Below are 26,391 nucleotides of genomic sequence, written 5' to 3' on the forward strand. Positions count from 1 at the left end.
TGGGTTATTCAGCAATTGGTTTGGACATTGCACCAAAATAATCTATGACTACGCTGCGAAACGCGATAGCTGCTTTCGAGATATATCTGTTTTTATGCGACAATAAAGCAATTTCCCTCACTAGGTTCTGATCCTCGATCCGGAGATATACAATTCGTTCCTGCGGGTTTCTTGCTGTATTGGGTATAAAGGCAATCCCAATCTCCGCCTCCACAAGTGCAGTTAATCTTGCAGGCTCATCTCCTTCATAAACATACTTCGGTACGAATCCGACGGATTGACATTTGGAGTCCACCAGATCACGAATACCATATCCTTTTTTCACCCCCACAAACCACTCATCCTTAAGCTCTTCTAATGTGATGCTGCTTCGATCCGCATATTGATGACCGAGAGGCACGGCAACTACAATTGGGTCCTGGAACAGCATCTGACATTCGATTTCATCTCCCTGGATTGGAGGGGAAGACAGACAAAAATCAATTTCGCCTCGGTGGAGAAGCGTGCACATATCGTCCAACGTAACCATTTGTACATGAAACTGAACATTCGGCTTATTTTTTCGGAATTCCCGCAAGATTCCTGGTAATGTGCTTGCTGTAGTAACTGCCAATTGAAGTGTACCGTGATCCGGGTTGGAGAGATCAGCAATTTCCTGTTTTCCCTGTTCCAATTCGAATAAGGCTTTTTCGGTCCGTCGAAGGAATGTTCTTCCGAATTCGTTTAACCGCAGTTTTCTGCCCAATCGATCAAATAACGGTGCACCCAAGTCATCCTCCAAACGTTGTATCGTCTTGCTCAGTGAGGATTGAGTGACATGCAGCTTACCCGCAGCTTCTGTAACATGTTCACATCGGGCTAACGTCAGAAAATAGCGTAGCTGAAGAAGTTCCATTTCGCACCACTCTCTTATTCCTTTTAGTTCATCAAATTATAACATAAAATGCGTTGGAATAAATAAAGGGATTCCATTAAGATGACAACAGAAGAAGGAGGGATATACATAATGAATGCTCGAAATATATGGTTAATGATATCTGTGGGCTTGGGAATCATGCTGAATCCGCTCAATTCCTCCATGATATCTATAGCAATTGCAAGACTACAACAGGAGTTTATACTTGATGTTACGACCGTGTCATGGATTATTTTTTCCTTTTACATTGCAAGTGCTGTGGCTCAACCGGTCATGGGCAAGTGCAGTGATCTGTTCGGCCGCCGAAAGATATTCCTTATCGGTCTGGTTGTTGTCTTTGGTTCCTCCATGTTAGCTCCGTTATCTCCAGACTTTTCTTGGCTTATCGTATTCCGGATCATTCAATCTGTTGGCACAAGCATGATGGTAGCCGTCGGAATGGCGATTGTAAGAATCCACGTTACTGAGAAACAGGCTGCTGCCCTGTCTATCCTTGCGATGTTCCTGTCTGGTGCAGCCGCGGTAGGCCCTTTTATTGGCGGTGTATTGATTCATTGGTGGGACTGGCAAAGTATTTTTCTAGTGAATATTCCATTGGTAATCGCAAGCTTTATATTCGCCTGGAAAACCATTCCCAAAGAAGCGACCCTCAAATCCAACTATGGCGACATGTCCATCAGAAAATGGTTCCTGCTGATTGATGCGCCCGGCATACTTTTGTTCACCGTCGCATTGGTGACTCTGCTAATGAGCGTGCTTTCCGTTAAATCAATCGGACATCTTTTAACTTGGCACCTTATGGCAGGAGGGATCGGATTGCTTGCATTAGCAAGTTTTATCCGACATGAATTGAAAACAGCGTCCCCCTTTATTCCGCTGAGGGTATTTGCCAAATATCCCGAAATGACCTGGGTGAATGTACAATTTATGCTGGTTAACACTCTGTTTTACGCTCTGTTTTTTGGTGTGCCATCTTATTTACAGCAGGTACGCCATCTGAACGAAGTTCATACAGGACTATTGATGCTAACCCTTGGTTTATGTTCACTCATCAGTTCTCCTCTCGCCGGACGCTGGATTGACAAATCAGGTACGCGGCCAGCTTTGATCGTTTCAGCGGTGTTAATGACGTGCGGGTCCATCTTGATTGTGGCATTGGATAAAGACTCACCAGTGGTGAATGTCATTTTGCCCTTAGCTGTATTTGGTATAAGTAATGGGCTCAACAGTGTTGGTATGCAGGCGGCTTTGTTTAAAAGCACACCCAAAGATATGATCGGTGTCGCATCAGGTATTTTTAATACATCGAGATATCTGGGGACCATTTTGTCATCGTTGTTGATTGGAATTGTCATGGGAGACACATTCAGTTTTATAGGATTTCAAACGCTTGGAATCATCCTGACAGTATTAGCTGCATCTTTAATCATCATGACCTTACGACGCCAGAAATCATCCGCAACGCAGACGTTATAGGGCCGAATCTCATAATTCATATCATTACGTAGTCATATATTGCTTTCGAAATTGAAGCGGAGACAACCCGATATACCGTTTGAAACAGGATGAGAAGTATGGAGCATAACGAAAGCCCACTTCTTCTGCAATGCGATCAATCAACCAGTCTGTAGTAACCAGTAATCGCTTTGCACGTTCTAAACGAAGTTCATTTAAATATTCAATTGGTGTTTTACCATACTTCATCTTCATGCAGCGGATAACATAGTTGGGATGAAAATGGAGAGCTGCTGCCAACGTTTCATTCGTGACCTTTGTCTTATAATTCTGTTGAATATATATTGCTGCTTGTTCTGCTAATCGTGTCTGCACGGAATCCATAACCCGCAAGCTGCCTTCTTCCAGTATGGAAAGCAATTCACCTAGCAAGCGCTGCTCCTGCCAAAAGGAGCTATCCATTTCTAGTGTCAATAATTGCTCCAGAAGATTGAAAGCCGCTTGTGGATTGGCTAATTTCGAATGTTTAGGAAGCCTTAACGTATAAGGATTGCCAAACGGTCTGGAGGAATCTTGCAACTCCGGTTCATAATCAGAAGAGGTCAGCAAGCTTTCATATCTTTCAACATGCTCGAAATGCAGCCAGTAAAATACCGTTTTCTGTGAACACGGCCTGACCGAATAGTGTTCTCCTTCTGGCAGCAGGATTAGTGAGTCTCCTTTTACCAAAGTCCATTGCTGATCATTCTCTCCAATATATAATTCTCCCTTGACCACAATCAGTACATCGTAGATACCAAGCTTTTTCCGGTTCGGATGTTGATCTCCGATTTCATATTCAGAACGTCCTGCTCCTAGATAATAGGGGAGTTGGGGGACGTTAAGCTCTATGATTCCATCTCCATTCAAAACAGATAACCCTCCCTATTAGTGTTAAATTTTATAGAAAAAAGTTCAATTCAATTCTATTTTCCCATGTAATCACAGCTTATAATTGAAAACCACAAGAGTCAATTTTATAGGAGGAATTCCATAATGCGAAAAGCCAAAGTAGCCATTCAAGACACCTTCTGGAAAGAATACTCCGAATTAGTCCGTCAGACTGTCATTCCTTATCAATGGGAAGCGCTAAATGACCGAATCGAAGGCGCGGAGCCGAGCTATGCCATCCGTAATTTCCGAATTGCAGCTGGCTTGGAGAAAGGTGAATTCGGGGGATGGGTATTTCAGGATAGTGATCTCTACAAATGGTTGGAAGCGGTTGCTTATTCGATCGGTAACCATCCTGATCCCAAGCTGGAGAGCATCGCTGATGAAGTGATTGATCTGATTGGTCAAGCTCAACATGAAAATGGCTATGTAAATACCTACTTCACCATTAAAGAGCCTGGAAGACAATGGACCAATCTGTATGAAGCTCACGAGCTATATTGTGCTGGACATATGATAGAGGCAGCAGTTGCATATTATCATGCGACAGGGAAACGCATTTTTCTCGACATCGCATGTCGGTTCGCTGATCTCATTGATAGCTTGTTTGGAACCGAGCAAGGTAAAATTCAGGCGTATTGTGGGCACCAGGAAATTGAATTAGCTCTGGTTAAACTATACAACGTTACAGGAGAACAACGTTATTTGAATCTGAGCAGTTATTTCATTAATGAGCGCGGTAACAAGCCAAGTTATTTCGTGGAAGAGTGGGAACGCCGGGGAAGGAAAAATATTTGGTCACAGGGGACTCCCAATCTTGAGGTATATCAGTCTCATCTGCCAGTGAGAGAACAAACGGTCGCTGTGGGTCACTCTGTTCGAGCAGTCTATATGTACACCGCCATGGCCGATTTGGCACGCCTCACGAATGATTCAAGTTTGCGAGAAGCCTGTGAGCGGCTCTGGATCAATACAACGCGCAAGCAAATGTATATTACCGGCGGCATAGGTGCAACACATCTGGGGGAAGCATTCACGTTTGACTATGATCTGCCTAACGATACGGTTTATGCAGAGACCTGTGCTTCCATTGGACTAATTTTCTGGGCACGTCGGATGCTGCAATTGGAAGCCAAAAGTGACTATGCTGACGTCATGGAAAGAGCACTATACAATAATGTACTTGGCAGCATGTCCAAAGATGGACAACATTTCTTCTATGTAAATCCACTAGAGGTATACCCGGACGCAAGTGAAAAAAATCCAGACAAACATCATGTGAAGCCCGTACGGCAGAAATGGTTTGGTTGTTCATGCTGTCCGCCTAATGTGGCACGTTTATTGAGTTCACTTCATGATTATATTTATGACATATCTAATGACGGAAAAACGGTGTATGTGCACTTGTTTATCGGTAGCGAGCTTCAATGGGTGACAGGAGACGGTCTGCAAGTAACAGTACATCAACGATCTGAATTACCCTGGTATGGAAAGGTGGAGTTCTCGATTTCTTTGGCTGGTAATGATGCTAAAGCTGCTCCATTTGAGATTGCAGTCCGCATTCCTCAGTGGTTTCAAAGTCAGGATCCAATATTAAAGATCAACGGAGAACCTCAACATTATCGTAAGCATAATGGTTATGCAAAAATGGAACGTGCCTGGTCCGATGGTGATACAGTAGAGTGGATATTGCCACTAGAGACCCAATTGATCGCTGCTCATCCTCTGATCCGGCCAGATGCTGGGAAAGCTGCCATCCAACGCGGCCCACTCGTTTATTGCCTGGAGCAAGTGGATAATGGATCTCCACTGTCTTCACTCTCATTCGCAGAGGAGCCAGAGTTGAGAGAACACGAAACGCCTGAACTGCTTGGTGGCTGCATTACTGTAGAAGTTGATGGGCTACTTGTGGATGAATCCGTGTGGTTGGATAATCAACCTTACCAGCCGTTAAACAAAAACGTCAAACCAGTACAACTCACAGCAATCCCTTATTATTTATGGGGCAATCGACAAGCCGGAGAAATGAATGTTTGGCTTCGTACCTGATTCTATAATTCGTTTGTGACACCTTTCATTGAAAATCGGTAAAGAGACACAATTACTAAAAGTCGCCTAAATGGCGACTTTTTGCTTTATGGTCATGCTCGTTTAATACAAACAGCTTCTTTTTTTAAACGAAATTTAAGATACGCATTAAACCAATGTAAGGTTGATCTTCTATACTTGCCTCTGAGCTTCAAAAATCATTCGAGGGAGAGATTTATATCTATCATTCACGTTCATACACATCAAATCGAATCAGAATAACAGCTATCAGCGCACTCGCTATGATTCTGACCGCATGCCCGATCATAAGTACGGGTAGTGCTGCCGCTAATGCAGCTCCTGTATCAGCTATTTCACAAGCCAATAAAGATATTAAGGCTCAAGCGCCTATCCAATATCGAATTCAAGCCCGGCTGGATGAGAAGAAGATGATGATCGAGGGGAGTGAATCCATTACTTACCGCAATACAAGCAAAGATACATTGAAGCAACTGGTTTTTCATACTTATGCTGATGCCAACCTTTCGGAATCGACACAGACGACCATGTTTAAACATTCCAATGAAGAGATTAGCAAAAATAACCCTGATAAGAAACCGGAAGACTTTCTTGGAGGAATTGATATTGAGAAGGTGACGACCGGTGGGCAAGCCCTTGATTTCAGTAATAAAGACCAAGCTATGTCGGTGAAATTGGAGCAACCCCTTCAGCCTGGTGAATCCGTGTCGGTTCAAGTCCACTTTAATCTGAAGATTCCCTATGGCTCACAGCGGTTATCGTATTACAAAGATATTATCAATGGGGCTCATGGGTTCCCTGTAATGTCAGTCTATGATGAGGCCAAGCATGAATGGGATACCAAACCTTATAGTAAAACATTCGAAACGGATTATTATACTTCCGCGGATTATGAAGTTCAGTTCAATGTTCCCGATCAATATCAGGTAGTGATGCCTGGTACGATAACCACACGTGATGATGCAGAGACTGGACGCAAAGTGGTATCCACCGTAGCCGAGAATACGAGGGAGTTTGCTTTCTTTGCCAGCCCGAACTTCAAAGTGGACAGCGTAACCCGGAATGGCCTCACCGTAGAGTATTATTATTTTGACAACCAGCCAGGTAAGAAAAAAATCGTTGATGGATATATTGATCAAGCATTCAAAGCCATTGATTTTTTTAGTGATAAATACGGTAAATATCCTTATCCTGAATTCCGGATTGTTGAATCGTATGTAGAAGGTGTAGCTATCGAGTATTCAAGACTTATCCAAATGGGGCAAATCGGAATAAATTCTGCTCCAGAACAAGACACCGTATTTGTGCATGAAATCGCCCACCAGTGGTTTCATGCGTTAATCGGGAATAATTCGGAGACAGAGTCTTTCCTGGACGAAGGCTTTGCAGATTTCTCTAAAGTGTATTTCTCTGAGAAGCAGGGGGACACGATGAATGGCTTTAAGTCTATCCAATTTGACGATTCCACGGTGGATAAGGCCATTGCTTCAACCAATGACGAGGTGGGAGATTGGGCAAGCCCAGTTTATTACGATAAAGGCCGCCAAGCAATATACCAATTGTACCGTTCCGTCGGGGAAGAAAAATTCGATGCCTTTATGAAAGAGTATTTTAAACGCTATGTGTATCAAAATGCTACGATTGACGGACTTCTGCAAACGATAGAAGATGTACTGGGGAAAGAGACGCGAAATGATATGAATAAAGCCTTATATGATCCCAATTTTGTGCTGAAGCCCGAATATCAACTGTCGAATGAGGAAAAAACGGCATATCTGCATGATCAGTTTCAATCGCTATATGAATCAGCATTAACTCAGGTTCCGAATGTACCTTTTGAAACGATGAGCCGTGTGATGGATAAAGCCCTTCAAGGTGAGCCATTAGCCATTGTGGTCAGTGATCAGGTGAGCAAGTCAGCGAACGAACAACAGGAAGCCATGGTAAACCAACTAACAACTCTTCTGGATTTAAGCGGAGTGAAGTATGACGTGATCCGGGACCGGCAGGATTTGAAGCAAAAAATGAAAAAAGAATTGGCTACCAGCAACCTAATAGTACTTGGTAGTGCTAAATCAAATGGTTTTGTACAAGCTTTAAAATCCAGCATTATGGACCGTGCTAACCATATCGGTTTTCAATGGAAAACGACTATGAACCAACCGTCAGTTGCTGGAGCCTATGTGATCAAACACCCTTATAATCAAAATCGTTTGATGCTGCACTATTTCTGGAATGAAGATCATCTGAGCAGTGGGAGTCTTGAACCCTTTATGATGAAGATGCAGGAATCCACTGGATTCAGCAGCGCTTATTATCAGTACTATATGTTGAACAAGACGGGCAAGGTAACATTGGATAAAAAAGTGGAAAATCCACTTTCAAAATTATTTGTTGAGGAATAACTCGAAGTGTTCATTCTTATAAAGAAAGATTAAAATTTCCTTTTGCAATTGTCATTGGATGATCATCATATTGTCTATTACAGAGTCGCCTATATGGCGGCTTTTTTATTTAAGTTCAATTTAGGTTTTTAAAACCTGTCCTGAAGGGTAAATATAACGTGGATCTTTAAGTGGATTGTCAAATAAAACGTTGCGGAGGAAAGTGAAGAATGTTAGGGAAAGCATTGATTGTTAATATACTGCAAATAATAACAATATAATGTGCAAAGACACCTAAAACTGTACGACAGTAACATCAATGACAAGAAAATGATCAGAATTCGGAGAACACCGAGATGAGGAGGACATATGAAAACAACCAAGGTCTCATTTTATGTACTATCAATAATTCTGCTCCTAGTGGCGGGGTTATCCGGATGGTCGGGGGATGCCGATGCAAACTCCAATTCAGGTAAAACCTATGTGATCCGCACGGACATCACATTTGCACCGTTTGAATATCAAGATGAAAATGGGGATTATGTAGGCATCGACATGGATTTGCTGGATGCGATCGCCAAAGATCAGAACTTCAATTATCAAATCAAAGCGCTGGGATTTAATGCGGCTGTGCAAGCTCTTGAGTCCAATCAGGTGGATGGCGTCATTGCCGGGATGAGTATTACAGATGAACGAAAACAAAAGTTTGATTTCTCAGAACCTTATTATCAATCAGGCGTCGTAATGGGTGTTAGCGTAAATAATGATACCGTAAAAAGCTACGAAGATCTCCGCGGTAAAAAGGTCGCTGTGAAAACGGGCACAGAAGGGTACAGCTTTGCTGAATCCATCGCCTCAAAATACGGCTTTACCATTGTTCCATTCGATGATTCTTCGCAAATGTATGATGATGTGAAAACTGGAAACTCGGTTGCATGTTTTGAAGATGAACCTGTCCTAAGATTTGGGATAAAACAGAATAACGGTTTGAAAACCGTTACCGATAGAGAAGACGGCGCTTCCTATGGATTTGCGGTAAGCAAGGGACAGAATCAAGAACTCCTAAAGATGTTTAATGAAGGATTAGTGAATATCAAGGCTAACGGTGAATTTAAGCGCATTACCGAGGAATATGTTGGCGAGAATGCCACTGTCGCAAACCAGGGTCGTTGGGAATTAGTTCAAAAATCTCTACCTGTGCTGTTCAAAGGTATGGGGAAAACACTCTTGTATACGATTATTTCGCTGTTTTTCGCCTTTATCATCGGCTTGATTTTTGCTTTTATGAAAGTGGGTCAGAATAAGTTCCTTCGAATTGTTGCTACTGTATTTGTGGATATTTTCCGCGGGATACCGTTGATTGTCCTGGCATTCTTTATTTATTTCGGAATTCCTCAGGCGATGGGCTTCACCATGCCACTGTTCCTGGCCGCCATTCTGACGTTGAGTCTGAATGCAGGGGCGTACGTAACGGAAATTATTCGTGGGGGTATTCAATCGATTGATCGTGGACAGATGGAAGCAGCCCGTTCATTGGGACTTCCTTATCGCAAAGCGATGATAAAGATTGTAATCCCTCAGGCCATACGGGTTATGATTCCTTCATTTATTAATCAGATGGTTATTACATTGAAAGATACGTCGATCTTGTCCGTCATTGGTCTGGTGGAGTTGACGCAATCCGGTAAGATTGTCATCGCAAGAACATTCGCCTCTTTCGACATTTGGTTGACTGTTGCGATTATGTACCTGATTGTTATCATCACATTGACTAAAATTGCTGACTACCTGGAGGTGAGGGTTCGTCGTGGGTAAAATTAAAGTAGAAGGATTAAAGAAAAGTTTTGGCACGAATCATGTGTTGAAGGGCATCGATATATCGGTCAACGAAGGTGAAGTTGTCTGTGTCATTGGACCTTCAGGTTCAGGTAAAAGTACGTTTTTGCGCTGCATTAACCAGTTAGATGAGATCACAGCTGGACGGGTTATCGTAGATGATCGGGATTTAAATGATCCCAAAACGAACATTAACAAAGCTCGCGAGAACATAGGTATGGTATTTCAGCACTTTAACCTGTTTCCTCATTTTAGCGTGCTCAAAAATATTATGTTTGCCCCCAGAGAACTTGGGATTTTAAAAGAACAGGAAGCACGCGATACGGCACTCCGTTTACTGGATCGGGTTGGTTTGTCGGATAAAGCAGACAGCTATCCCAACCAACTTTCGGGCGGACAAAAACAACGCGTAGCGATCGCTCGTGCGCTTGCCATGAATCCGGACGTTATGTTATTCGATGAACCAACTTCGGCACTTGACCCCGAAATGGTAGGCGAAGTCCTTGGTGTAATGAAGGATCTTGCGAGCGAAGGTATGACGATGATTATCGTGACCCATGAAATGGGCTTTGCCCGTGAAGTTGCGGATCGGGTTGTCTTCATGGACGGTGGATATGTTGTAGAGCAGGGCACTCCTGATGAAATATTCGGAAATCCAAAAAATGAACGGACGATCAGCTTCCTCGAGAAAGTACTCTAAAACCATACCAAAAAACCTTCAAGAATTCGTTCTTGAAGGTTTTTTGGTATGTTGTAATTTCCTGCTTTTACACCCGGTCTGATGTCTCTCCATCACTTTGACAGCGGCAGCAACCTCTGTTAGCAGGGAAGACGCAAGAATAGGGCCCCCTCTCATATTACTCATCCAACTGGTAATTCTTCAACGAATATGTAGTCATTTGCATGTTTTTGGCGTAGTCGATTTGAAAAATACAGGAATAAATCACGTTTAACACGTAATCAAAGGCAATTTGTGATGAAAATGTACCGATCTTTGCATGTTTTGTTTCGTCATTCGGCACCTGGATACAGATCGTACTCATCTTGGCCAACTCACTTTGATGATTCGCGGTAATCGTGATAAATGGAATGTTTTCACGCGAGAAATGTTGGGCTGCCTTTAGGAAAATGGGCGATTTTTCATGATAGGTCAGAAAAATGGCGCAATCCTGCGTCGTAAGATTGATGGTATGGTAAGCCCATTCAGATAGCTCTGTTGTAATCACGACGTATTTATTGATTTTAATCAATTTATTCTGAAAACTCTTCGCGCGGATTTGAGAATCCCCCAACGCATAGATGAAGATTCGTTTTGCCTGATCCAGCAAATGGGCTGCTTCTGTTAGAGAGGCTTCATCCATAAAAGCAAAGTTTTTCTCAATCGTTTCTTTCATTAGTTCAGCTATATCTTTTGCCACCTGGAGTGAAGATTCACCAAGAGCGAACGGATAATTGGGATCGATATTGGAGATGTTCTGAGCATCCTGCTGAAACTCTCGAGCAAGCTTTATGCTGAACTCCTTAAACCCCGAAAGTCCAAGCTTATGAGTCAAGCGGTTGATGGCAGAATGTGACGTGTATGTAGCTTTGGCAAGCTCTTGAATATTCAAGTGAAGCATTAATTCCTTATGAGTCAGAATATAAGAAGCGATGCTTTTTTCATTTGGTGTAAAGTGGTTCATGTCTGTTAGTTGGGTCAATATTTTCAACAGGTTCACCCCGGAATCATTGAAATAATGTTGATGTAGAGCGTTCAGTAAACATTTTGTTTAAAAAGAGGGCATGAGAAATACAAAATATTGGTCAAATGTACCGTAATTTCTTCAAAGCCCCTCCGGCGGATTTTCTTCTTCTATAATAAATGAAAAAGAGCCTGAGGGGGAATTCATATGTTGACCATCGGTTACATTGGCAATGGCAAAAGTACAAATCGTTATCATCTTCCTTTTTCATTGAATCGGGATCATTTGAAAGTAAAAACGATATACGCCCGTCATCCAGAGAAAACGGAGTGGGAGAAAGCGCCTGGTGTTCTGTATACAGATGATCTTGCAGCTTTAATGAATGACGATGACATTCAGTTGGTCGTGGTCTGTACACATACCGAATCCCATTATGAGTATGCAAAGATGGCACTCGTTCATGGAAAACATGTACTTGTGGAGAAACCTTTTATGCTGACCAAAGAAGAAGCCGAATCCATTTTCCAGTACGCCAAAGAAAAAAATCTCTTGATTCAATGTTATCAGAACCGACGATATGATTCGGATTTTCTGACGACCAAGAAAGTGATTGAATCAGGAAAGCTTGGCGATTTGCTGGAAGTGGAAATGCATTACGATTATTATCGACCGGAGATCCCGAATGCTACCACCCATTTTTCCAAATACAAAAGTTATTTATACGGGCACGGTGTTCACACCATTGATCAGGTATTATCCTATTTCGGGCAACCGGACAAAATACATTACGATGTTCGTCAATTGCTGGGGCCTGGCAGAATGAATGATTATTTCGATCTGGACTTTTATTACGCTTCGCTGAAAGTATCAGTCAAATCCAGCTTTTTCCGCTTAAAGCCACGCCCGAGTTTTGTAGTATACGGCAAAAAGGGGGTATTCGTAAAACAAACGGAGGATCGTCAAGAGGAACATCTGAAGTTATTTTACCTTCCCAAAGGACATCCCGATTTTGGTAAGGATTTGCCTCAGCACTATGGCGTACTGACGTATCTGGATGACGAAGGAATCTATCATGAAGAAAAAGTAACTTCTGAACAAGGCGATTATGCAAGAGTGTACGACGATATCTATGAAGCCATCAACCATGGCAAAGAAAAAGTGATTCAAGACCAAGAAACGATCGCGGTTATGGAAATATTAGAAAAAGGTATGGAGGAGTGTAACTAATATGAAACTGGGAATTGTCGGAGCTGGAATGATTGTAAAGGATCTATTGAGCTTTATTCATGAAATTCCTGCGATTACGTTGGAGGCCATTTGTTCCAGACCTGGTCATCTGGATAAAATGCTGACTCTGCAAGAGCAGTATGGAATTGCACAAATATATTCGGAGTACAGCGATATGATTGCAAATGATGAAGTGGATACGATCTATATCGGACTACCAAATCATCTTCATTATGCATATGCCAAAGAAGCGTTATTGGGCGGCAAACATGTGATCTGTGAGAAGCCGTTCACTTCCAATTTTCAAGAATTTCTTGAACTTAAAGAGATTGCACGGCAAAAACAGCTGGTGTTGGTTGAAGCCATCACAAACCAATATTTGAAGAATTATTTGTCCATGAAGGAGAATCTGCGCAAACTGGGTGACATCAAAATTGTGGAGTGTAACTATTCCCAATATTCATCCCGCTATGCGGCTTTTCAGGCTGGAGAAGTGCTGCCGGCATTTAATCCGGAAATGTCTGGTGGAGCCTTGATGGATATTAATTTGTATAATATTCATCTGGTCGTAGGGCTTTTCGGAAGCCCGAAGAAGGTGGAATACTGGGCCAACATGGAACGCGGGATTGACACTTCAGGCATGTTGCTTTTGGACTACCGTGAGTTCAAGTGTGTTTGCATAGGCTCTAAAGACAGCACGGCCCCCAATGCAATGAACATCCAGGGCAATAAAGGATATATCCACATGACCAGTTCGGCCAACAAATGTGAATCCTTTGATCTTGCGCTTCATAAGGAAACGCCGATTCGAATAGATATTAAGGATCATCCTCATCGTATGTATGACGAGTTTGTTGAATTCGAGCGTATGATTCGTGAACATGATCTGGAGAAAGTCACAGCTATGTTAGAGCATAGCGAGAAGGTGATGGAGGTTATTGAACAAGCCAAACAATCCGCCAATCTTGTATTTGGACCTGATCGATAATATATTCTGAAATTCCAGAATGATTGTATTGTATCTTTTTGTGCATTTCCCAAGATGACTGTGTTAAAATGCGGTGAAAGATATAAAAAATTCATATGTCAGTGAACCAATAACAGTCTTCTTGGGGAGTATTTAATGATAACGATTAAAGATGTAGCAAAGTTAGCGGGTGTCGCGAGTTCAACTGTATCCTATGTACTCAACGGCAAAAAACATGTAAGTGAGCATACAAGACAGAAAGTACTTGCAGTAGCAAGTGAGCTTAATTACATCAAGCACGGAGCCGCATCCGAATTAAAGCGAAAACACACACAAACGATCGGAGTTATCGTTCATGATATGTCTGTCCCCTATTTTTCCGACTTGGTGAGTGGAATTGAATCCAGCGCCATAAGTCAGGGATATGACCTCATCGTATGCAGTTCTTTAGGCGGGGAGCGATCGACAGCCGCACGCTTTATCCGAGAGAGAAGGCTGGACGGTGTGATTGTAATCGCTGAAAATATTGAAGATGAGTTGTTGTTGCAGGCTGCCGAAACGGGGTTTCCAATTGTTGTGATGGACCGGGAACTTCATAGTAAGCATATTGTAAATGTTCTGATGGATGATGAGCAGGGTGGTTATATGGCAACCCGTTTCCTTCTGGATAAAGGTCACCGCGCAATCGCCTATATTAGTGGACCTTTAAGTTCGGATTGTAATCTGATGCGATATCAGGGTTATCTGAGAGCTATGCATGAAGCTGGGGTGGAAGAGAATGAGAATTGGAGACTTGGCGGCCAATTTCTGAAAACAGGTGGCTACGACGCAGCCAAGTTGCTAATGGAGGGAGAGCTTCCAACGGCAGTCTTTTTTGCGAATGATGAAATGGCCATTGGAGGTTTAGAGGCATTCAAAGAACACCAGGTTTCCATACCCGAAGATCTATCTATTATTGGATTTGATAACATACATGTAACTGAATACTTAAATCCACCTCTTACGACTTTTCGCCAACCCAAAACAGATGCAGGCTCCTTTGCTGGACATGTACTCATTCAGATGTTAAAAGGAGAGACTGTTGAGTCTACTTATAAGATCAATATACAGTGTGTCGAGCGTGACTCCGTTTCCTGTTATTCTATTATTAAAAGCTAAAAAGGCGGGACTGTTCATGTCCATGAGAAACGGAAAGATCATCAAAGCACCACAAGGACTGGAACGTGCTCCAGACAAACAAGGAAGTTTAAAGCAGAATGGGTTATCCGTCATTCAATTCTGTTTGCATACACAGGGGACAACAGGCTCCTATTTTCTGAAAGATCACATGTTGTTGTTCGTTATATCGGGCGTATACACGGTTCGCTTCAAGGATCAGGAGTACACTGTGCGAAGTAATGAAATGGTGTTTCTTCACCAATCGATTCGTATTGATTACATAAAGTCGGGTGAACCTGGATCTGAGTTCATGCTGGACTATATGATGTTTTTCCTTAACGAAAATATGCTTGCGGAGTTTGTTCAGTTTTCTGGATTCAAACCGACGGATACCGTGAATGAAATCGTGCCGGTGTCCATTATACCGGTCAATGAACTCACCCGCTCATATATAGCATCATTGAAACCCTATTTCGAAAATCCAGACGAGGTACAAGACGGACTGATCCGGCTTAAATTCATGGAACTCCTGTTTCATCTGGCACACGCCAATGATCGATTTTTACATCAACTTCTGCAACCAAATCATGATAAAAACAGCGACTTCGGCAAAATAATAGAGGAGAATATTACGAATCCCATTTCTATAAGCGATCTGGCTTATTTGTCTGGCAGAAGCCTGTCTACCTTCAAAAGGGATTTTCAGGCCCTATACCACACGTCACCCTTGAAGTGGATTCGTAATCAGAGGCTGCATAAAGCCAAGAAACTGTTGGCAGAGACATCATTGTGCGTCACCGATGTCTGTTTCTCAACAGGTTTCGAAAACGTTGCCCATTTTTCCAAAGTGTTTAAGCTTCAGTTCGGGCTTCCGCCCTCGGAGTTTAGACAGCAATGCAAACGAAGCAAGGCAAAAATCACATAAAGCCAGCTTAATCTGTCCATACTTTATAAACAAGAAACGTTGTACCACTGTTGAGTAAAGCGCTTCGCGATAAATATCGTGAGACGCTTTTTTTCATTATTCGAAAAAATGAGCTAAATAAACAAATCCCATGAGCTTAGCAGCAAAGAAATGCATCTATTTTCTTGTTATTGTTGTCTCATGCGTTACACGTTGTCGCAACCCAAAAGCTGAGGAGGATTAACCAATGGAATATGTGAAATTAGGAAATACAGGCATGGATGTATCTCGACTTTGTCTTGGCTGCATGGGATTTGGTGAAACGGGACGAGGGTTTCACCAATGGGTATTGGATGAAGAGAATAGTCGTCCCGTCATTCAAAAAGCATTGGAGTTAGGTATTAATTTCTTTGATACAGCCAATGTGTATGCAGGCGGAACAAGTGAGGAGATCCTGGGTCGGGCACTCAAGGACTACGCTAATCGAGATGAAATTGTCCTTGCGACAAAAGTGTTTTCCCGTATGCATGATGGTCCGAATGGCGCCGGACTTTCTCGAAAGGCAATTATGAGTGAGATTGATAAAAGCCTCAAGAGATTGGGAACCGACTATGTAGATCTGTATCAAATTCACCGCTGGGACAACCATACCCCTATTGAAGAGACAATGGAAGCATTACATGATGTGGTGAAGGCAGGCAAGGCAAGATATATTGGTGCTTCAGCCATGTCAGCATGGCAATTCCAAAAGGCTTTATATGTCGCCGAGAGAAATGGTTGGACCCGCTTTGTATCGATGCAGAACCACTATAATCTGATTTACCGTGAAGAGGAAAGGGAAATGATGCCTCTTTGTCAGGAAGAGAAAATCGGTGTAATTCCCTACAGTCCACTTGCTTCTGGACGGTTGACCAGAGATTGGCAGGAAACCACACAGCGTTCCGAGACGGATCAGGTTCAAAGGGCAAAATACGATGCAACAGCCAGCACCGATCGATTAGTGGTAGAGCAGGTAGCAGAAATCGCTGAAAAACGCGGCGTTCCCCGGGTACAAATCGCTCTTGCCTGGCTGCTGCACAAGAATCCGGTTACAGCTCCGATTATTGGCGCTACGAAGACATCCCATCTCGAAAATGCAGTTGAAGCTCTGTCGATTGCATTAACATCAGAAGAAATGGCGAGCTTGGAAGAACCGTATGTACCTCATCCGGTATATGGACTTAATGCTGGATTTAAGTCATAGCAATATGCTGAAGATGAGTTAATGGGTACGTTTACTACAAAGTAAATAGCTTAGAGTCTAGTAGTAACACCCGACATTAGTCGAGTTCCTCTAACCGACCACAGACAGACGATAACTTCATTTTGGATTGATATAATTCCATAGGTAAATCATTTATAACCAGAAGGAGAATCCAAAATGAAGTCTGTATTACGTTTCATGATTTATCTGATCATTATAGTTGTTGTGGTGGCAGGGGGAGGAACAATCGGGTTCATCAGCACGATGAATTCAGGAATGTCGACTTACGATACATCCGCTCCTGAATTAAACAATGTACAAGTGCCGGAATATGACGCCAGCAAACCGACAGTGGCTGTGCTGCTGGCAAACGAGGTCACCGAAGTATTTGATTTTCTCGTTCCGTACGAGATGTTTGCGATGACGGAAGCTTACAATGTGTACGGTGTTGCACCCAATCGGGAAATTAAATCTCTAACCGGGGGACTTGATGTAATCCCGCATTATTCTTTTGCTGAGATGGATACGCTGCTCGGAAAAAGTCCGGACATCATTGTCATTCCATTTATGCCAATGTTGGACGAAAACCAATACGCACCTGTACGTGAGTGGATTCAGAAGCACTCAAGTGTTAACACAACATTACTCTCCATTTGCAATGGAGCAGAAAACCTGGCTGATACGGGTTTGCTGGATGGCAAGTCTGCCGCAACGCACTGGGGTGACGTTAACCGTCTCATCAAAAAATATCCCGAAATCCAGTGGGTGAAGGATCAGCGTTATGTTCAACATGGCTCGATTATATCTTCCGCGGGTCTAACTTCCGGTATTGATGCAACACTTCGTGTAATTTCGGATCAATTGGGTGATGCGTCTGCGAAGAAGGTAGCAGAGCAGATGAACTATCCATCATATGATTACGTCTTAAACCCGCATATGAAGCCGTTTAATGCCAAGTTGAGCGATATTTCGTACATAATGAATAATGCTTTTCAATGGAAAAAGGTGAAGGCCGGGGTGCTGTTGTATAACGGAGCAGATGAATTGGATTTGTCTTCCGCTTTTGATACGTATGGTGCTTCCGGTACTACAAGGACACTGACCGTCTCCAACCAAAATGACCCCATTGTAACGAAGCATGGACTGAACATCGTGGCGCGCTATCAGATTGAAAACGTGCCGAAGCTGGAGAAAATGATTATTGTCGGTGCAAATGCGGATTCTGTCGCCGCTGAGGACATCAATAATTGGAGAAACAGTGGTAATCGTGCGGAACTGCTGTTTCTGCATCGTGATGCATCAGAACGGTTTGCAATGGAACCTGCTTTCGAAGATCTGGCAGAACAAGAGGACATCCGAACCGCGAAATTTGCTGCCAAGCGCCTTGAATATCGTGCGACCGATCACCTGAACCTGAAGGGCAGCGCCTTTTCCTTGGAAGCGTTTCTCATTCCTGTGCTGCTCGGCGTACTGACTTTTCTTATTATTCTCTATATTGATTTGCGTTTCATACGCAAGAAAAAGAAATCGTAATGGCCTCAAATTAAGATGTTCTCTAAACGAAGAAGTGAGTAAGACTAATCAGGTTAATGGAAAAGAGATTAGGTGGCTAATTATGAGCCACCTAATCTCTTTTTTTAATTATTTCTTTAAAATAGCCGGATTCAGTTCATAAGTGAAAGTCTCTTCGATGGTCTCCTTTTTCGTATATCTACTATTTAATCTCATTACTCGAATTCCGGAAACTCTTAGGTGTTTGGTTTTGATGTTTTTTGAAAGACTGAATGAAGTTATTTACATGATTAAAACCAACCCTATGAGCTATTTCGGTTACTGTATAATCAGTTGAAATTAGTAATTCCGCGCTTTTCTTGATCCGGTACTTAATTAAGTAATCATACGGTGTCATATGAATGGTTTTCTTAAAACTCCGGGTGCACTCCGAGATGCTCAGATGTGCTGTATCAGCAATTTCTTGCAGTGTGATATTCGTTGAATACTGCTGATGGATATAGCTGAGCATGAGTTGAAGGCGCTCTTGCTGAAGCTTTACATATTTGGGCGCCTCCTCGGAGGGAAGCGTAATATTATGAATCAAAATTAGCCACAATTGAACGGTTTTGATCGAAACCTCATATTCCCATCCCCACTTTTTTGTCATATCAAATCTCTTTTTCATATCCCATAACATATCTAGCACATTCTGTTGCCATTCTACATCCCCTTTGATTACCAGCGACACCAGTGAAGAGTCTGTATAAGGTAAAACATAATTTTTCTCCATGGCACTATCTGCGTAGAAGGCTAACAGCTTTTCAGGGAAATTAAAACTCACATATTGACCGTTGTGGGTCAGATGGGTTGTAACATGCAGGACTCCCTTATTAATTAGGATAGCTTGACCCGCCAGTAACTCATGATCAACACCGTTAACCTGTATAACCAACCTTCCTTGAGTAACCAATGTAATCTGTAGTTCTTCATGCCAATGCAAGTCATTAAATCCTCTACCTTCAGGAATAATTTTCTCGGAATTAGCTGTGTACATAATGTATGGAAATGAAGCATCAGGGAAAAGAATCGTCTCGTGAAGCTGCTTTGACATTTAAATGTATCCTTTCAAATGGTGATATTTATATACAATATAGCGATATTATTACACAAATAAAACATTAACGATGATATTATTATATCCAATCTTTGTTTTATCACTATAATCCTGTGCACAGAATTTGGATAGAACATGTTGAAGGAGTAAGTATGAAAATGAATAAATCGTTGTATCCGCCTCATCCGTACCTGTTGCTTTTTATCAGCATTTTGTCCATCTCGATATCTTCCATATTGATAAAGTCCTCAGAGACACCAACCTCTGTAGCTGGGATGTACAGATTGTTCATAACGGTAATACTAATGCTTCCTTTTGTACCTTGGAAAAGTCTTCGAAACCTTATGATGAGCAAAAAAGATTGGAGTGTTGTGTTGTTAGCCGGACTCTTTCTCGGATTGCATTTCTTATGCTGGATGGAGTCATTGGTGCACACCTCCGTTGCAAGTTCCATGGTCATTTTATCGTTGCAGCCTTTATTTGTAATGTTGGGGTCATACTTCATCTTCAAGCAACAAGCAAACATGGTTACGATTCTATGTCTGGTTACAGCCCTTGCAGGGTCAATTATTATCGCATGGGGTGACATCGGAGTATCTAGAGAGGCACTGATCGGAGATGGATTATCTTTATTGGGCACCATCGCGGTTTCGGCATATATGCTTGCTGGACAAAAAGTCAGTCACAAAATCGATGCAAATGTGTACAGCGTTATTGTCTTCTTCCTTGGGGGGATTGTCTTGCTTATCTACAGTCTAATCAATCATATCCCCCTGACCGGATATAACACTTCAGATTGGATGTATTTCTTGTTGCTTGCCATCATTCCAACCATTTTTGGACAATTTCTTATTAATCTATTATTGAAATCTTTAGGTGCAACGACGCTTTCTGTAGGCATTATTGGAGAGCCTGTTCTTGCGATCATACTCGCCTTTCTATTTCTGGGAGAAACCATCTCTCTGTTTCAGTTTATAGGCGGGATGGTGACTGTACTTGGCATGGGGGTGTATTTTTGGGCAAAATCCTGGCGATACACCATTTCTAAAGTTCGAACTTGACGTGAATTTATACAACGAAAACGATAAGACAAGTAGAAGAGGAGAATATATATGGCTACTATTGATGATTTTTTGAAACTGGATATTCGCGTCGGAACCGTTACAAAAGCTGAGTTTTTTGCAGAAGCGAAAGTGCCTGCGATCAAACTTGAGATTGATTTTGGACAAGAGATTGGAATGAAAAACTCCAGTGCACAAATTACCAAAAGATATGCAGCAGAGGAACTGATCGGACAACAAGTCATAGGGGTAGTGAACTTTCCACCGCGCCGGATAGCCGGGTTTAAATCAGAAGTATTGGTTCTGGGAGGAATACCCGAAAAAGGGGATGTCGTTCTGTTAAAACCAGATATCGAGCTGCCTGACGGAATACCGATTGGATAATAGATCATATTGTCATATTGGCGTAACAGACAACAGGTAAGATGGCTATCGAGGTGATTGATCATGAATAAAATATCAACCAAATCGAGTTGGCCCATCGGAAAAAATGTTTTACTCTCGGCGGTCATTTTGGTTGCACTAGGTGGATGCAGTTCTAACTCTGTTTCGACAAAGCCATTGGAGATATCAGGGATGAACAGCAGTCAGGAGGAGAAGCAGGCTGTTCCTTCGGAGAAAATGAGCTACTGGAATGAGCAGCGAAAAGGGACCAATTTTATGAACTCCACCTCTCTTCCTGTCAACTATGAAGCAGCCAAGGAACAGGGCATAGAGTTCGTCCGGCTTGCGCCCGATAAGTGGAGTAAGGATCGGGATTTTTTGTTCAACGATAAGCCGGATAAACATATTAACGCAGACTTTTTGATAGGCAGCTCGGATAAGTACGAAGGTATCGTGGAAGCGGATTTTGCCCGACTCAAAGCGGATCTTGACGCCGCCGAGGATAAAGGGATGAAAGTGATTATTACAGTGCTTAGCTTACCGGGTGATCGCTGGCGGCAGTTCAACGGGGCCAAGAATGATGATCGGATCTGGAATGATACTGAATATCACAATCAGGCCGCTCAGTTTTGGAAGGATCTTGCAGCACGATTGAAGAATCATCCTGCCGTCATCGGCTATAACCTGATTAATGAGCCTCATCCGGAAACGGGTACGGGTTTTCATGATTTCTGGACGCAGGATTATTTGGAGTGGTATGCCAAAGTGGAACATACCGCAGCTGATCTGAATTCACTCTATGACACGATAACCAAAGAGATCAGGACGGTAGACCAGACAACTCCCATCATTGTAGATTCGGGTCTCTACGCAACACCTTGGGCTTTTACGTACCTGAAGCCGATTGATGATCCTAACGTGCTGTATGCTTTTCATATGTATGAGCCTTATGAGATGACAAGCCAGAACCAGAAAAAAGGATTTACGTATTCTTATCCAGGGAACGTAAAGGTTGGAGATGATGAGACGGAAAAAGTGTTTAACCGTCAGACTCTGAAACAATTTGTCGAGCCTGTCGCCAAGTGGGCGTCCGATCATAACATATCTGCGAACCGGATTATAGGTTCCGAATTCGGAACGAACCGAATGGTTCACGGTGCAGATCGCTACATGTCGGATCTGATATCTATCTTTAATGAATACGGATGGCATTGGGCTTTCTATGCATTTCGCGAAGATACGTGGGATGGGATGGATTATGAATTAGGCAGTGAGAAGCCCAACTGGAAGTATTGGGATGCCATTGAAAAAGGGGAGCAGCCTGCACGCGGTACGGCAGACAATCCACTCTGGAATGAGATAAGAGCAAGTCTGACGAATTGAAATAGAGAAGAGAAGGATCACCAATGCATTCTCACTTGTTCTACTAAAGCTAGAATGTAGAACAGCCTCCGAAAAATTATTCGGGGGCTGTTCTTAATTTGTTGTTCATTCTGATAATGAATTCTGGAATAACTAGCAGCAAAGCAATAGAGCCATAAATACTTATAGTGTAGCTTGCAGCATAAACCAACCCGAAACCCTGATGAAGAAGGGAAGTGATGAGGTGAATCAACATGTTCGTGAAACAGAAGGCATAACTTCGAATCATCCAGTTCCGGTGTTGGATCATTCGTTTCTGTTTAATCTGAATGAGAGCCGTAATCGTAATGAACAGCCAGATGATATTAAGCGCATTGAAGCCCATACTGCTTATTTTCCCGCCAGTGGCGTAAGGTGCCATATAACCGGAAGTCAGTACAACAAGCACTACGGATACAATGTAAACATAACCGTTTATACGGTGGAACCTGCGGCTCTTTTTAAAAATCCGATTAGAGAAGTTGACCAGTCCAGACGCCATGGCCAAACATGCAAATGCAACATGAACGTACATGACATTCAGCCAGATCGGAAGATGAAGCTCACGCTTTAAACCCGTCTTGTGGCTTAAAAAGTCTGAGGCTTGTGGGTCTATCCAATAGTTCTTCACCAAAGCATACACAATAAATAAAATACTGACACAGGCCAGCCATCCGTATAATGTTCCTCGTTTCTTCATATTCACCTACAACCCCCGAGATTCCTTTTTGTGCAATATGACAACCAGGCTAGTTTATTCGTTTTCCAGTTAATTTGGAAGCAGGAAGAAGGCCAGCTTTAGCGAATCCGCTCATCTGATCTCCATCCACGGCAACTTCGAATTTCAGATTCAAACGCATGGGTTTGGTAATCGGCAGGGACCAGGTCAACTTGTTGTCGCAGAGTACAGGGTTCACAAATGGGATTGTTTCATCACCTTGTGTGGCCGTGCCCTGAATCACATTGGAACTTGTCGTTATGTAGAGCTTGACCTCCAGCTTACCTACAGGTGTAGCGATTGTTGTGTCCCAATTACCGTCAAAGACGGATGTCTGTGTTTTCTCGTTAGGCAATATGTCCGAGATTACTGTCGTTTGATTCATGACAATGCTTGGTTCGTTGTCCGTTAACGACTTGTGAGTGCTGGGTACCATGCCTTTCGCTCTCCAAACAGTTCCTCTTCGCTCATACTCAAACAACTGTTCTATCTCGTGTGCAATACGCGGTCCCAGTTCACGTTCGACCAGATACAGCGCAACATCGAGTCCCGAGGTCACACCGCCACCAGTAACCAAATTACCATCATCCACTACGCGTGCCGGGACAGGAATTGCCCCAGTCGCACCAAGTAAATCCATACCCAAATGATGCGTTACCGCATGTCTGCCTTCCAGGACTCCTCCCATGGCTAACAAAAGGGAACCACCGCAGACCGTAGCGATTACGATGTCTTTGTGTTCGAGAGCTGCCTTGACCTTTGTGGTCAATCCCGTATTCATGGCTTTGCCCAGAATAGCTGGAATCGAGTCTGGACCATCTCCTTCAACATCACCAGCTGCACCAGGCACAAGTATGATACCCTCACGTTCCGGGTCCAGTGTGTCGATCGCTTCGATTGTCAATCCATTCACACCGCTAGTCACAGGTCTTGGTCCTTCAGCCGTGACCAGTTCTACCTTGAGTGACTTGTCCGTATACGTGGAAGCCGCGCAAAATACTTCGTAAGGTGCAATAGCATCCATTAGGTCGAAGCCGTCAAATAAGACGATTTGAACAGTTAACATTAACCCATCCCCTTAACTATATTTTGTCAAAAGATCTTTCAGCAAGTGATATTCCTTGTCGTCAATTTCTCCTTTAGCCATTCGACTGGACGAAGTAGGATACAGGTCGTTCTTGCTAACAGGTAGAATCATAACAAATGAATATCTCAAAGAAAGTCGTAGAAAGGTCACAAAACGATAAACAAATCATCACAGAGTACAGCTTCATCTTGGTAATGGAAGAAAAAATGATAAACTAGATGGCAGAGGTGGGATAAGCATGAGTAATTATCATACGATACTTGTTGTTGATGATGACGAGAGTATCGTCGAACTATTAAGAGACTTTCTAGAGAACGATCATTTCCATGTAAAGACTGCTTGTGAACCGGAGCAAGCGTGGACCATACTTCAACAACATTCGATAGATTGTATTGTTCTGGACATCATGATGCCGGGACAAAACGGATTTGAGTTATGCCGTCGAATTCGAGGGGACAGCAATGTTCCAATCCTATTCTTGAGTGCCCGCAGTGATGATGTGGACAAGATCCGTGGTTTGACACTCGGCGGGGATGATTATATTGTCAAAACTGCTTCGCCTGGGGAAATTGTGGCCAGAGTGAAAGCCGTTTTGAGACGCACTACTTCCAGGCATCCCATGGAAGGGAAGATCTTGGATTATGGACGCATCCAGTTGAATCTGACAGCAAGAGAGGTCCTGATTGAAGGGGTGAAAGTCGAGCTTACACCGAAAGAATATGAGTTGTTGCGATTATTTGCGGAACACCCGAGGCAGGTTTTCTCCTACGAACAACTGCTTGCAAAGTTTTGGGAGGGTGTAGGCGACAGGCACACCATTCGGGTTCATCTGAGCCGGCTTCGTGAAAAAATTGAATCCGATCCAAACCATCCACAATTCCTCATCAACGTGTGGGGAGTAGGATACCGCTTTGAGGGAGTGTAACATGAGAAAACTTCGCATTCGTACATTTACTATGCTTTGCCTATTCTTCTTGCTTACGATGCCTTGGATCTTTTTTGTCACGGCTCACTTTATGGACACTCAGTCGTTTAGCATCTCTACTAGCCAACAGCAAAATGAAACGCTGCAAAGACATCTGAGCGAGATGATTCACACGATTGAAGCTGGTACGGATAAATGGACGGATACCGGTTGGCAAAACGAACTTCATACCAAGTTGAGCAAAGCAAAGATGGATGTGGTGATTGAATCTGCGTCCAATTCGGAAATATATCGTTCCACCCAAAAGCACCATAGTAGATTATCGTCGACTGAACAGTTTTCTGTCATAAAAGATGGACAATTACTGGGAAGGGTAGTTCTTTATCTTCCCAAATCCAACGGAATTCCAATGCTTGCGGCATTTTTCGGGCTGCTGCTTGCTTTCTTTGTGGTTGGAGTTGAAATGAGACGATTTCTCCTTAAACCACTTGAGAACATGAGCAAGGCGGCCAGACAAATTGCAGCAGGGCATTGGGAAGTGCAGTTACCCAACTCCAGAATTACGGAAATCGCCGAAGTCCGGGACGGATTTGAGGTTATGGTAAAAGGACTCGAGCAATCCCACCGGAAACAAGCGGAGCTCGAGGAAGAACGCAGATTTGTCATCGCTGCCGTTGCACATGATTTACGCACACCGTTGTTTGCCTTGCGGGGGTATTTGGATGGATTGGAACAAGGTATAGCTCAGTCGCCGGAGAAGGTCACCCGATATATTGCCGTATGCAAAGAGAAATCCGCCCAATTGGATCGATTGGTTGAGGACCTCTTCACTTTTACAAAAATGGAGTACATGGAAAGTGAACTTAACACGAGAACGCTTGATTTAACACAGATCATCCGAAGATCGATAGAGAGTGTGAGTCCACAAGCTGAGCAGAAACATATTTCTATCTTAAAGCAATTAACTGACGGTTGTTTGATTAACGGAGATTCGTATGTATTGGAGCGTGCGATGAACAATATATTGGAGAATGCGGTTAGATATACGTCATCAGGTGGCTCAATAACAGTCCAATGCTGTAAAGATGGCAATAAAATCAGGTTTATGATCCGTGATACCGGACCTGGTTTCTCTTTCGAAGAATTAGAGCGCGTTTTTGAACCTCTGTATCGCGGGGAAACGTCTCGAAGTCGTGCAACTGGAGGCAGTGGATTAGGATTAACGATCTCACAACGAATGATGAAGCAACATGGAGGCGAACTTATGGTAAGCAACCACCCTGACGGTGGAGCAGTTCTAACAGGATGTTTACCGCTAGCTGACTTGAATTAAAATGATCGGCAACTCCTTATCTCCTAAAACCATGGTTGGTTATTTAACATGTATTACGTGGATTTTTGACTTCAGACTGGAAGAGAGGTAAACCTGACCTCAGCT

22 protein-coding genes are annotated in these 26,391 nt (G+C 42.9%); 16 read left to right on the forward strand and 6 right to left on the reverse strand.

Translation table 11 applies throughout. The annotated features are described in order from the left end of the window. Nucleotides 1-4: 4 nt before the first annotated feature. The gene (locus MKY42_RS15795) at nucleotides 5-895 is read right to left on the reverse strand and encodes a LysR family transcriptional regulator (RefSeq protein ID WP_339852430.1); all 891 of its coding nucleotides are present in this window, start codon (nucleotides 893-895) and stop codon (nucleotides 5-7) included. A gap of 111 nt (nucleotides 896-1,006) precedes the next feature. Between MKY42_RS15795 and MKY42_RS15800 the strand changes: the two genes are divergently transcribed. Beyond that, complete coding sequence (locus MKY42_RS15800; protein ID WP_090897922.1) at nucleotides 1,007-2,392, forward strand: MFS transporter; 1,386 nt, start codon at nucleotides 1,007-1,009, stop codon at nucleotides 2,390-2,392. A 24-nt stretch (nucleotides 2,393-2,416) separates the two neighbouring features. Here the strand turns inward: MKY42_RS15800 and MKY42_RS15805 are convergent, their stop codons facing one another. After that, nucleotides 2,417-3,280 (reverse strand): AraC family transcriptional regulator, encoded by an 864-nt coding sequence (locus MKY42_RS15805; RefSeq protein WP_256222054.1) that lies wholly within the window; start codon nucleotides 3,278-3,280, stop codon nucleotides 2,417-2,419. 126 nt (nucleotides 3,281-3,406) lie between these two features. On the opposite strand from MKY42_RS15805, the gene MKY42_RS15810 reads away from it, so the two are divergent. The 4 genes from MKY42_RS15810 (at nucleotide 3,407) to MKY42_RS15825 (ending at nucleotide 10,288) form a co-directional block, all read left to right on the forward strand. Further along, complete coding sequence (locus tag MKY42_RS15810) at nucleotides 3,407-5,350, forward strand: beta-L-arabinofuranosidase domain-containing protein (RefSeq protein WP_339852434.1); 1,944 nt, start codon at nucleotides 3,407-3,409, stop codon at nucleotides 5,348-5,350. A gap of 281 nt (nucleotides 5,351-5,631) precedes the next feature. Beyond that, the gene (locus MKY42_RS15815) at nucleotides 5,632-7,773 is read left to right on the forward strand and encodes a M1 family metallopeptidase (RefSeq protein ID WP_339852437.1); all 2,142 of its coding nucleotides are present in this window, start codon (nucleotides 5,632-5,634) and stop codon (nucleotides 7,771-7,773) included. Between the two features lie 348 nt (nucleotides 7,774-8,121). Beyond that, on the forward strand, nucleotides 8,122-9,567 hold the full coding sequence (locus MKY42_RS15820; RefSeq protein WP_339852440.1) for an amino acid ABC transporter substrate-binding protein/permease: 1,446 nt from the start codon (nucleotides 8,122-8,124) through the stop codon (nucleotides 9,565-9,567). Further along, complete coding sequence (locus MKY42_RS15825) at nucleotides 9,560-10,288, forward strand: amino acid ABC transporter ATP-binding protein (protein WP_090897930.1); 729 nt, start codon at nucleotides 9,560-9,562, stop codon at nucleotides 10,286-10,288. Before MKY42_RS15820 ends, MKY42_RS15825 begins: the two co-directional genes overlap by 8 nt. A 157-nt stretch (nucleotides 10,289-10,445) precedes the next feature. Here the strand turns inward: MKY42_RS15825 and MKY42_RS15830 are convergent, their stop codons facing one another. Continuing rightward, nucleotides 10,446-11,297 (reverse strand): MurR/RpiR family transcriptional regulator, encoded by an 852-nt coding sequence (locus MKY42_RS15830; protein WP_339852444.1) that lies wholly within the window; start codon nucleotides 11,295-11,297, stop codon nucleotides 10,446-10,448. A gap of 180 nt (nucleotides 11,298-11,477) precedes the next feature. Between MKY42_RS15830 and MKY42_RS15835 the strand changes: the two genes are divergently transcribed. The 6 genes from MKY42_RS15835 to MKY42_RS15860 all read left to right on the forward strand — a co-directional run bounded on the left by MKY42_RS15835 (nucleotide 11,478) and on the right by MKY42_RS15860 (nucleotide 18,302). After that, the gene (locus tag MKY42_RS15835) at nucleotides 11,478-12,497 is read left to right on the forward strand and encodes a Gfo/Idh/MocA family oxidoreductase (protein ID WP_179264860.1); all 1,020 of its coding nucleotides are present in this window, start codon (nucleotides 11,478-11,480) and stop codon (nucleotides 12,495-12,497) included. A gap of 1 nt (nucleotide 12,498) precedes the next feature. Then, complete coding sequence (locus MKY42_RS15840) at nucleotides 12,499-13,485, forward strand: Gfo/Idh/MocA family oxidoreductase (protein WP_339852448.1); 987 nt, start codon at nucleotides 12,499-12,501, stop codon at nucleotides 13,483-13,485. Nucleotides 13,486-13,620: 135 nt separating this feature from the next. Beyond that, nucleotides 13,621-14,622, forward strand: coding sequence for a LacI family DNA-binding transcriptional regulator (locus MKY42_RS15845; protein ID WP_179264858.1), 1,002 nt, complete (start codon nucleotides 13,621-13,623; stop codon nucleotides 14,620-14,622). A 16-nt stretch (nucleotides 14,623-14,638) separates the two neighbouring features. After that, the gene (locus MKY42_RS15850) at nucleotides 14,639-15,547 is read left to right on the forward strand and encodes an AraC family transcriptional regulator (protein WP_090897944.1); all 909 of its coding nucleotides are present in this window, start codon (nucleotides 14,639-14,641) and stop codon (nucleotides 15,545-15,547) included. Nucleotides 15,548-15,773: 226 nt separating this feature from the next. Next, entirely contained in the window at nucleotides 15,774-16,769 is a 996-nt protein-coding gene (locus MKY42_RS15855; protein WP_339852452.1) for an aldo/keto reductase, read from the forward strand. A gap of 177 nt (nucleotides 16,770-16,946) precedes the next feature. Beyond that, nucleotides 16,947-18,302, forward strand: a complete 1,356-nt coding sequence (locus tag MKY42_RS15860) for a DJ-1/PfpI family protein (RefSeq protein ID WP_179264856.1) — start codon at nucleotides 16,947-16,949, stop codon at nucleotides 18,300-18,302. Between the two features lie 181 nt (nucleotides 18,303-18,483). On the opposite strand, the gene MKY42_RS15865 is transcribed toward MKY42_RS15860, so the two are convergent. Then, the gene (locus MKY42_RS15865; RefSeq protein ID WP_090897953.1) at nucleotides 18,484-19,374 is read right to left on the reverse strand and encodes an AraC family transcriptional regulator; all 891 of its coding nucleotides are present in this window, start codon (nucleotides 19,372-19,374) and stop codon (nucleotides 18,484-18,486) included. Between the two features lie 161 nt (nucleotides 19,375-19,535). On the opposite strand from MKY42_RS15865, the gene MKY42_RS15870 reads away from it, so the two are divergent. The 3 genes from MKY42_RS15870 (at nucleotide 19,536) to MKY42_RS15880 (ending at nucleotide 22,205) form a co-directional block, all read left to right on the forward strand. Next, nucleotides 19,536-20,438, forward strand: a complete 903-nt coding sequence (locus MKY42_RS15870) for a DMT family transporter (RefSeq protein ID WP_257031414.1) — start codon at nucleotides 19,536-19,538, stop codon at nucleotides 20,436-20,438. A gap of 51 nt (nucleotides 20,439-20,489) precedes the next feature. Further along, a complete protein-coding gene (gene csaA / locus MKY42_RS15875) occupies nucleotides 20,490-20,822 on the forward strand; it encodes a chaperone CsaA (protein ID WP_179264854.1) in 333 nt (110 codons plus the stop codon). 192 nt (nucleotides 20,823-21,014) lie between these two features. Next, a complete protein-coding gene (locus MKY42_RS15880; RefSeq protein ID WP_339852461.1) occupies nucleotides 21,015-22,205 on the forward strand; it encodes a cellulase family glycosylhydrolase in 1,191 nt (396 codons plus the stop codon). Nucleotides 22,206-22,281: 76 nt separating this feature from the next. Here MKY42_RS15880 and MKY42_RS15885 read toward each other — a convergent pair whose 3' ends face one another. Beyond that, a complete protein-coding gene (locus MKY42_RS15885) occupies nucleotides 22,282-22,923 on the reverse strand; it encodes a DUF2306 domain-containing protein (RefSeq protein ID WP_339852464.1) in 642 nt (213 codons plus the stop codon). 49 nt (nucleotides 22,924-22,972) lie between these two features. Continuing rightward, the gene (locus MKY42_RS15890; RefSeq protein ID WP_339852466.1) at nucleotides 22,973-24,007 is read right to left on the reverse strand and encodes a DJ-1/PfpI family protein; all 1,035 of its coding nucleotides are present in this window, start codon (nucleotides 24,005-24,007) and stop codon (nucleotides 22,973-22,975) included. A 259-nt stretch (nucleotides 24,008-24,266) separates the two neighbouring features. Here MKY42_RS15890 and MKY42_RS15895 point away from each other — a divergent pair, with 259 nt between their 5' ends. Together MKY42_RS15895 and MKY42_RS15900 are read left to right on the forward strand one after the other, a co-directional pair. Next, on the forward strand, nucleotides 24,267-24,953 hold the full coding sequence (locus tag MKY42_RS15895; RefSeq protein ID WP_090897970.1) for a response regulator transcription factor: 687 nt from the start codon (nucleotides 24,267-24,269) through the stop codon (nucleotides 24,951-24,953). A 1-nt stretch (nucleotide 24,954) separates the two neighbouring features. Continuing rightward, nucleotides 24,955-26,286 carry a HAMP domain-containing sensor histidine kinase gene (locus MKY42_RS15900; protein ID WP_339852469.1) on the forward strand — a complete coding sequence of 444 codons (1,332 nt, stop codon included), beginning with the start codon at nucleotides 24,955-24,957 and terminating at the stop codon, nucleotides 26,284-26,286. The last annotated feature ends 105 nt before the right edge of the window (nucleotides 26,287-26,391 follow it).

Origin of the sequence: Paenibacillus sp. FSL W7-1088, assembly GCF_037969855.1 — a bacterium.
Lineage (GTDB): Bacteria > Bacillota > Bacilli > Paenibacillales > Paenibacillaceae > Paenibacillus.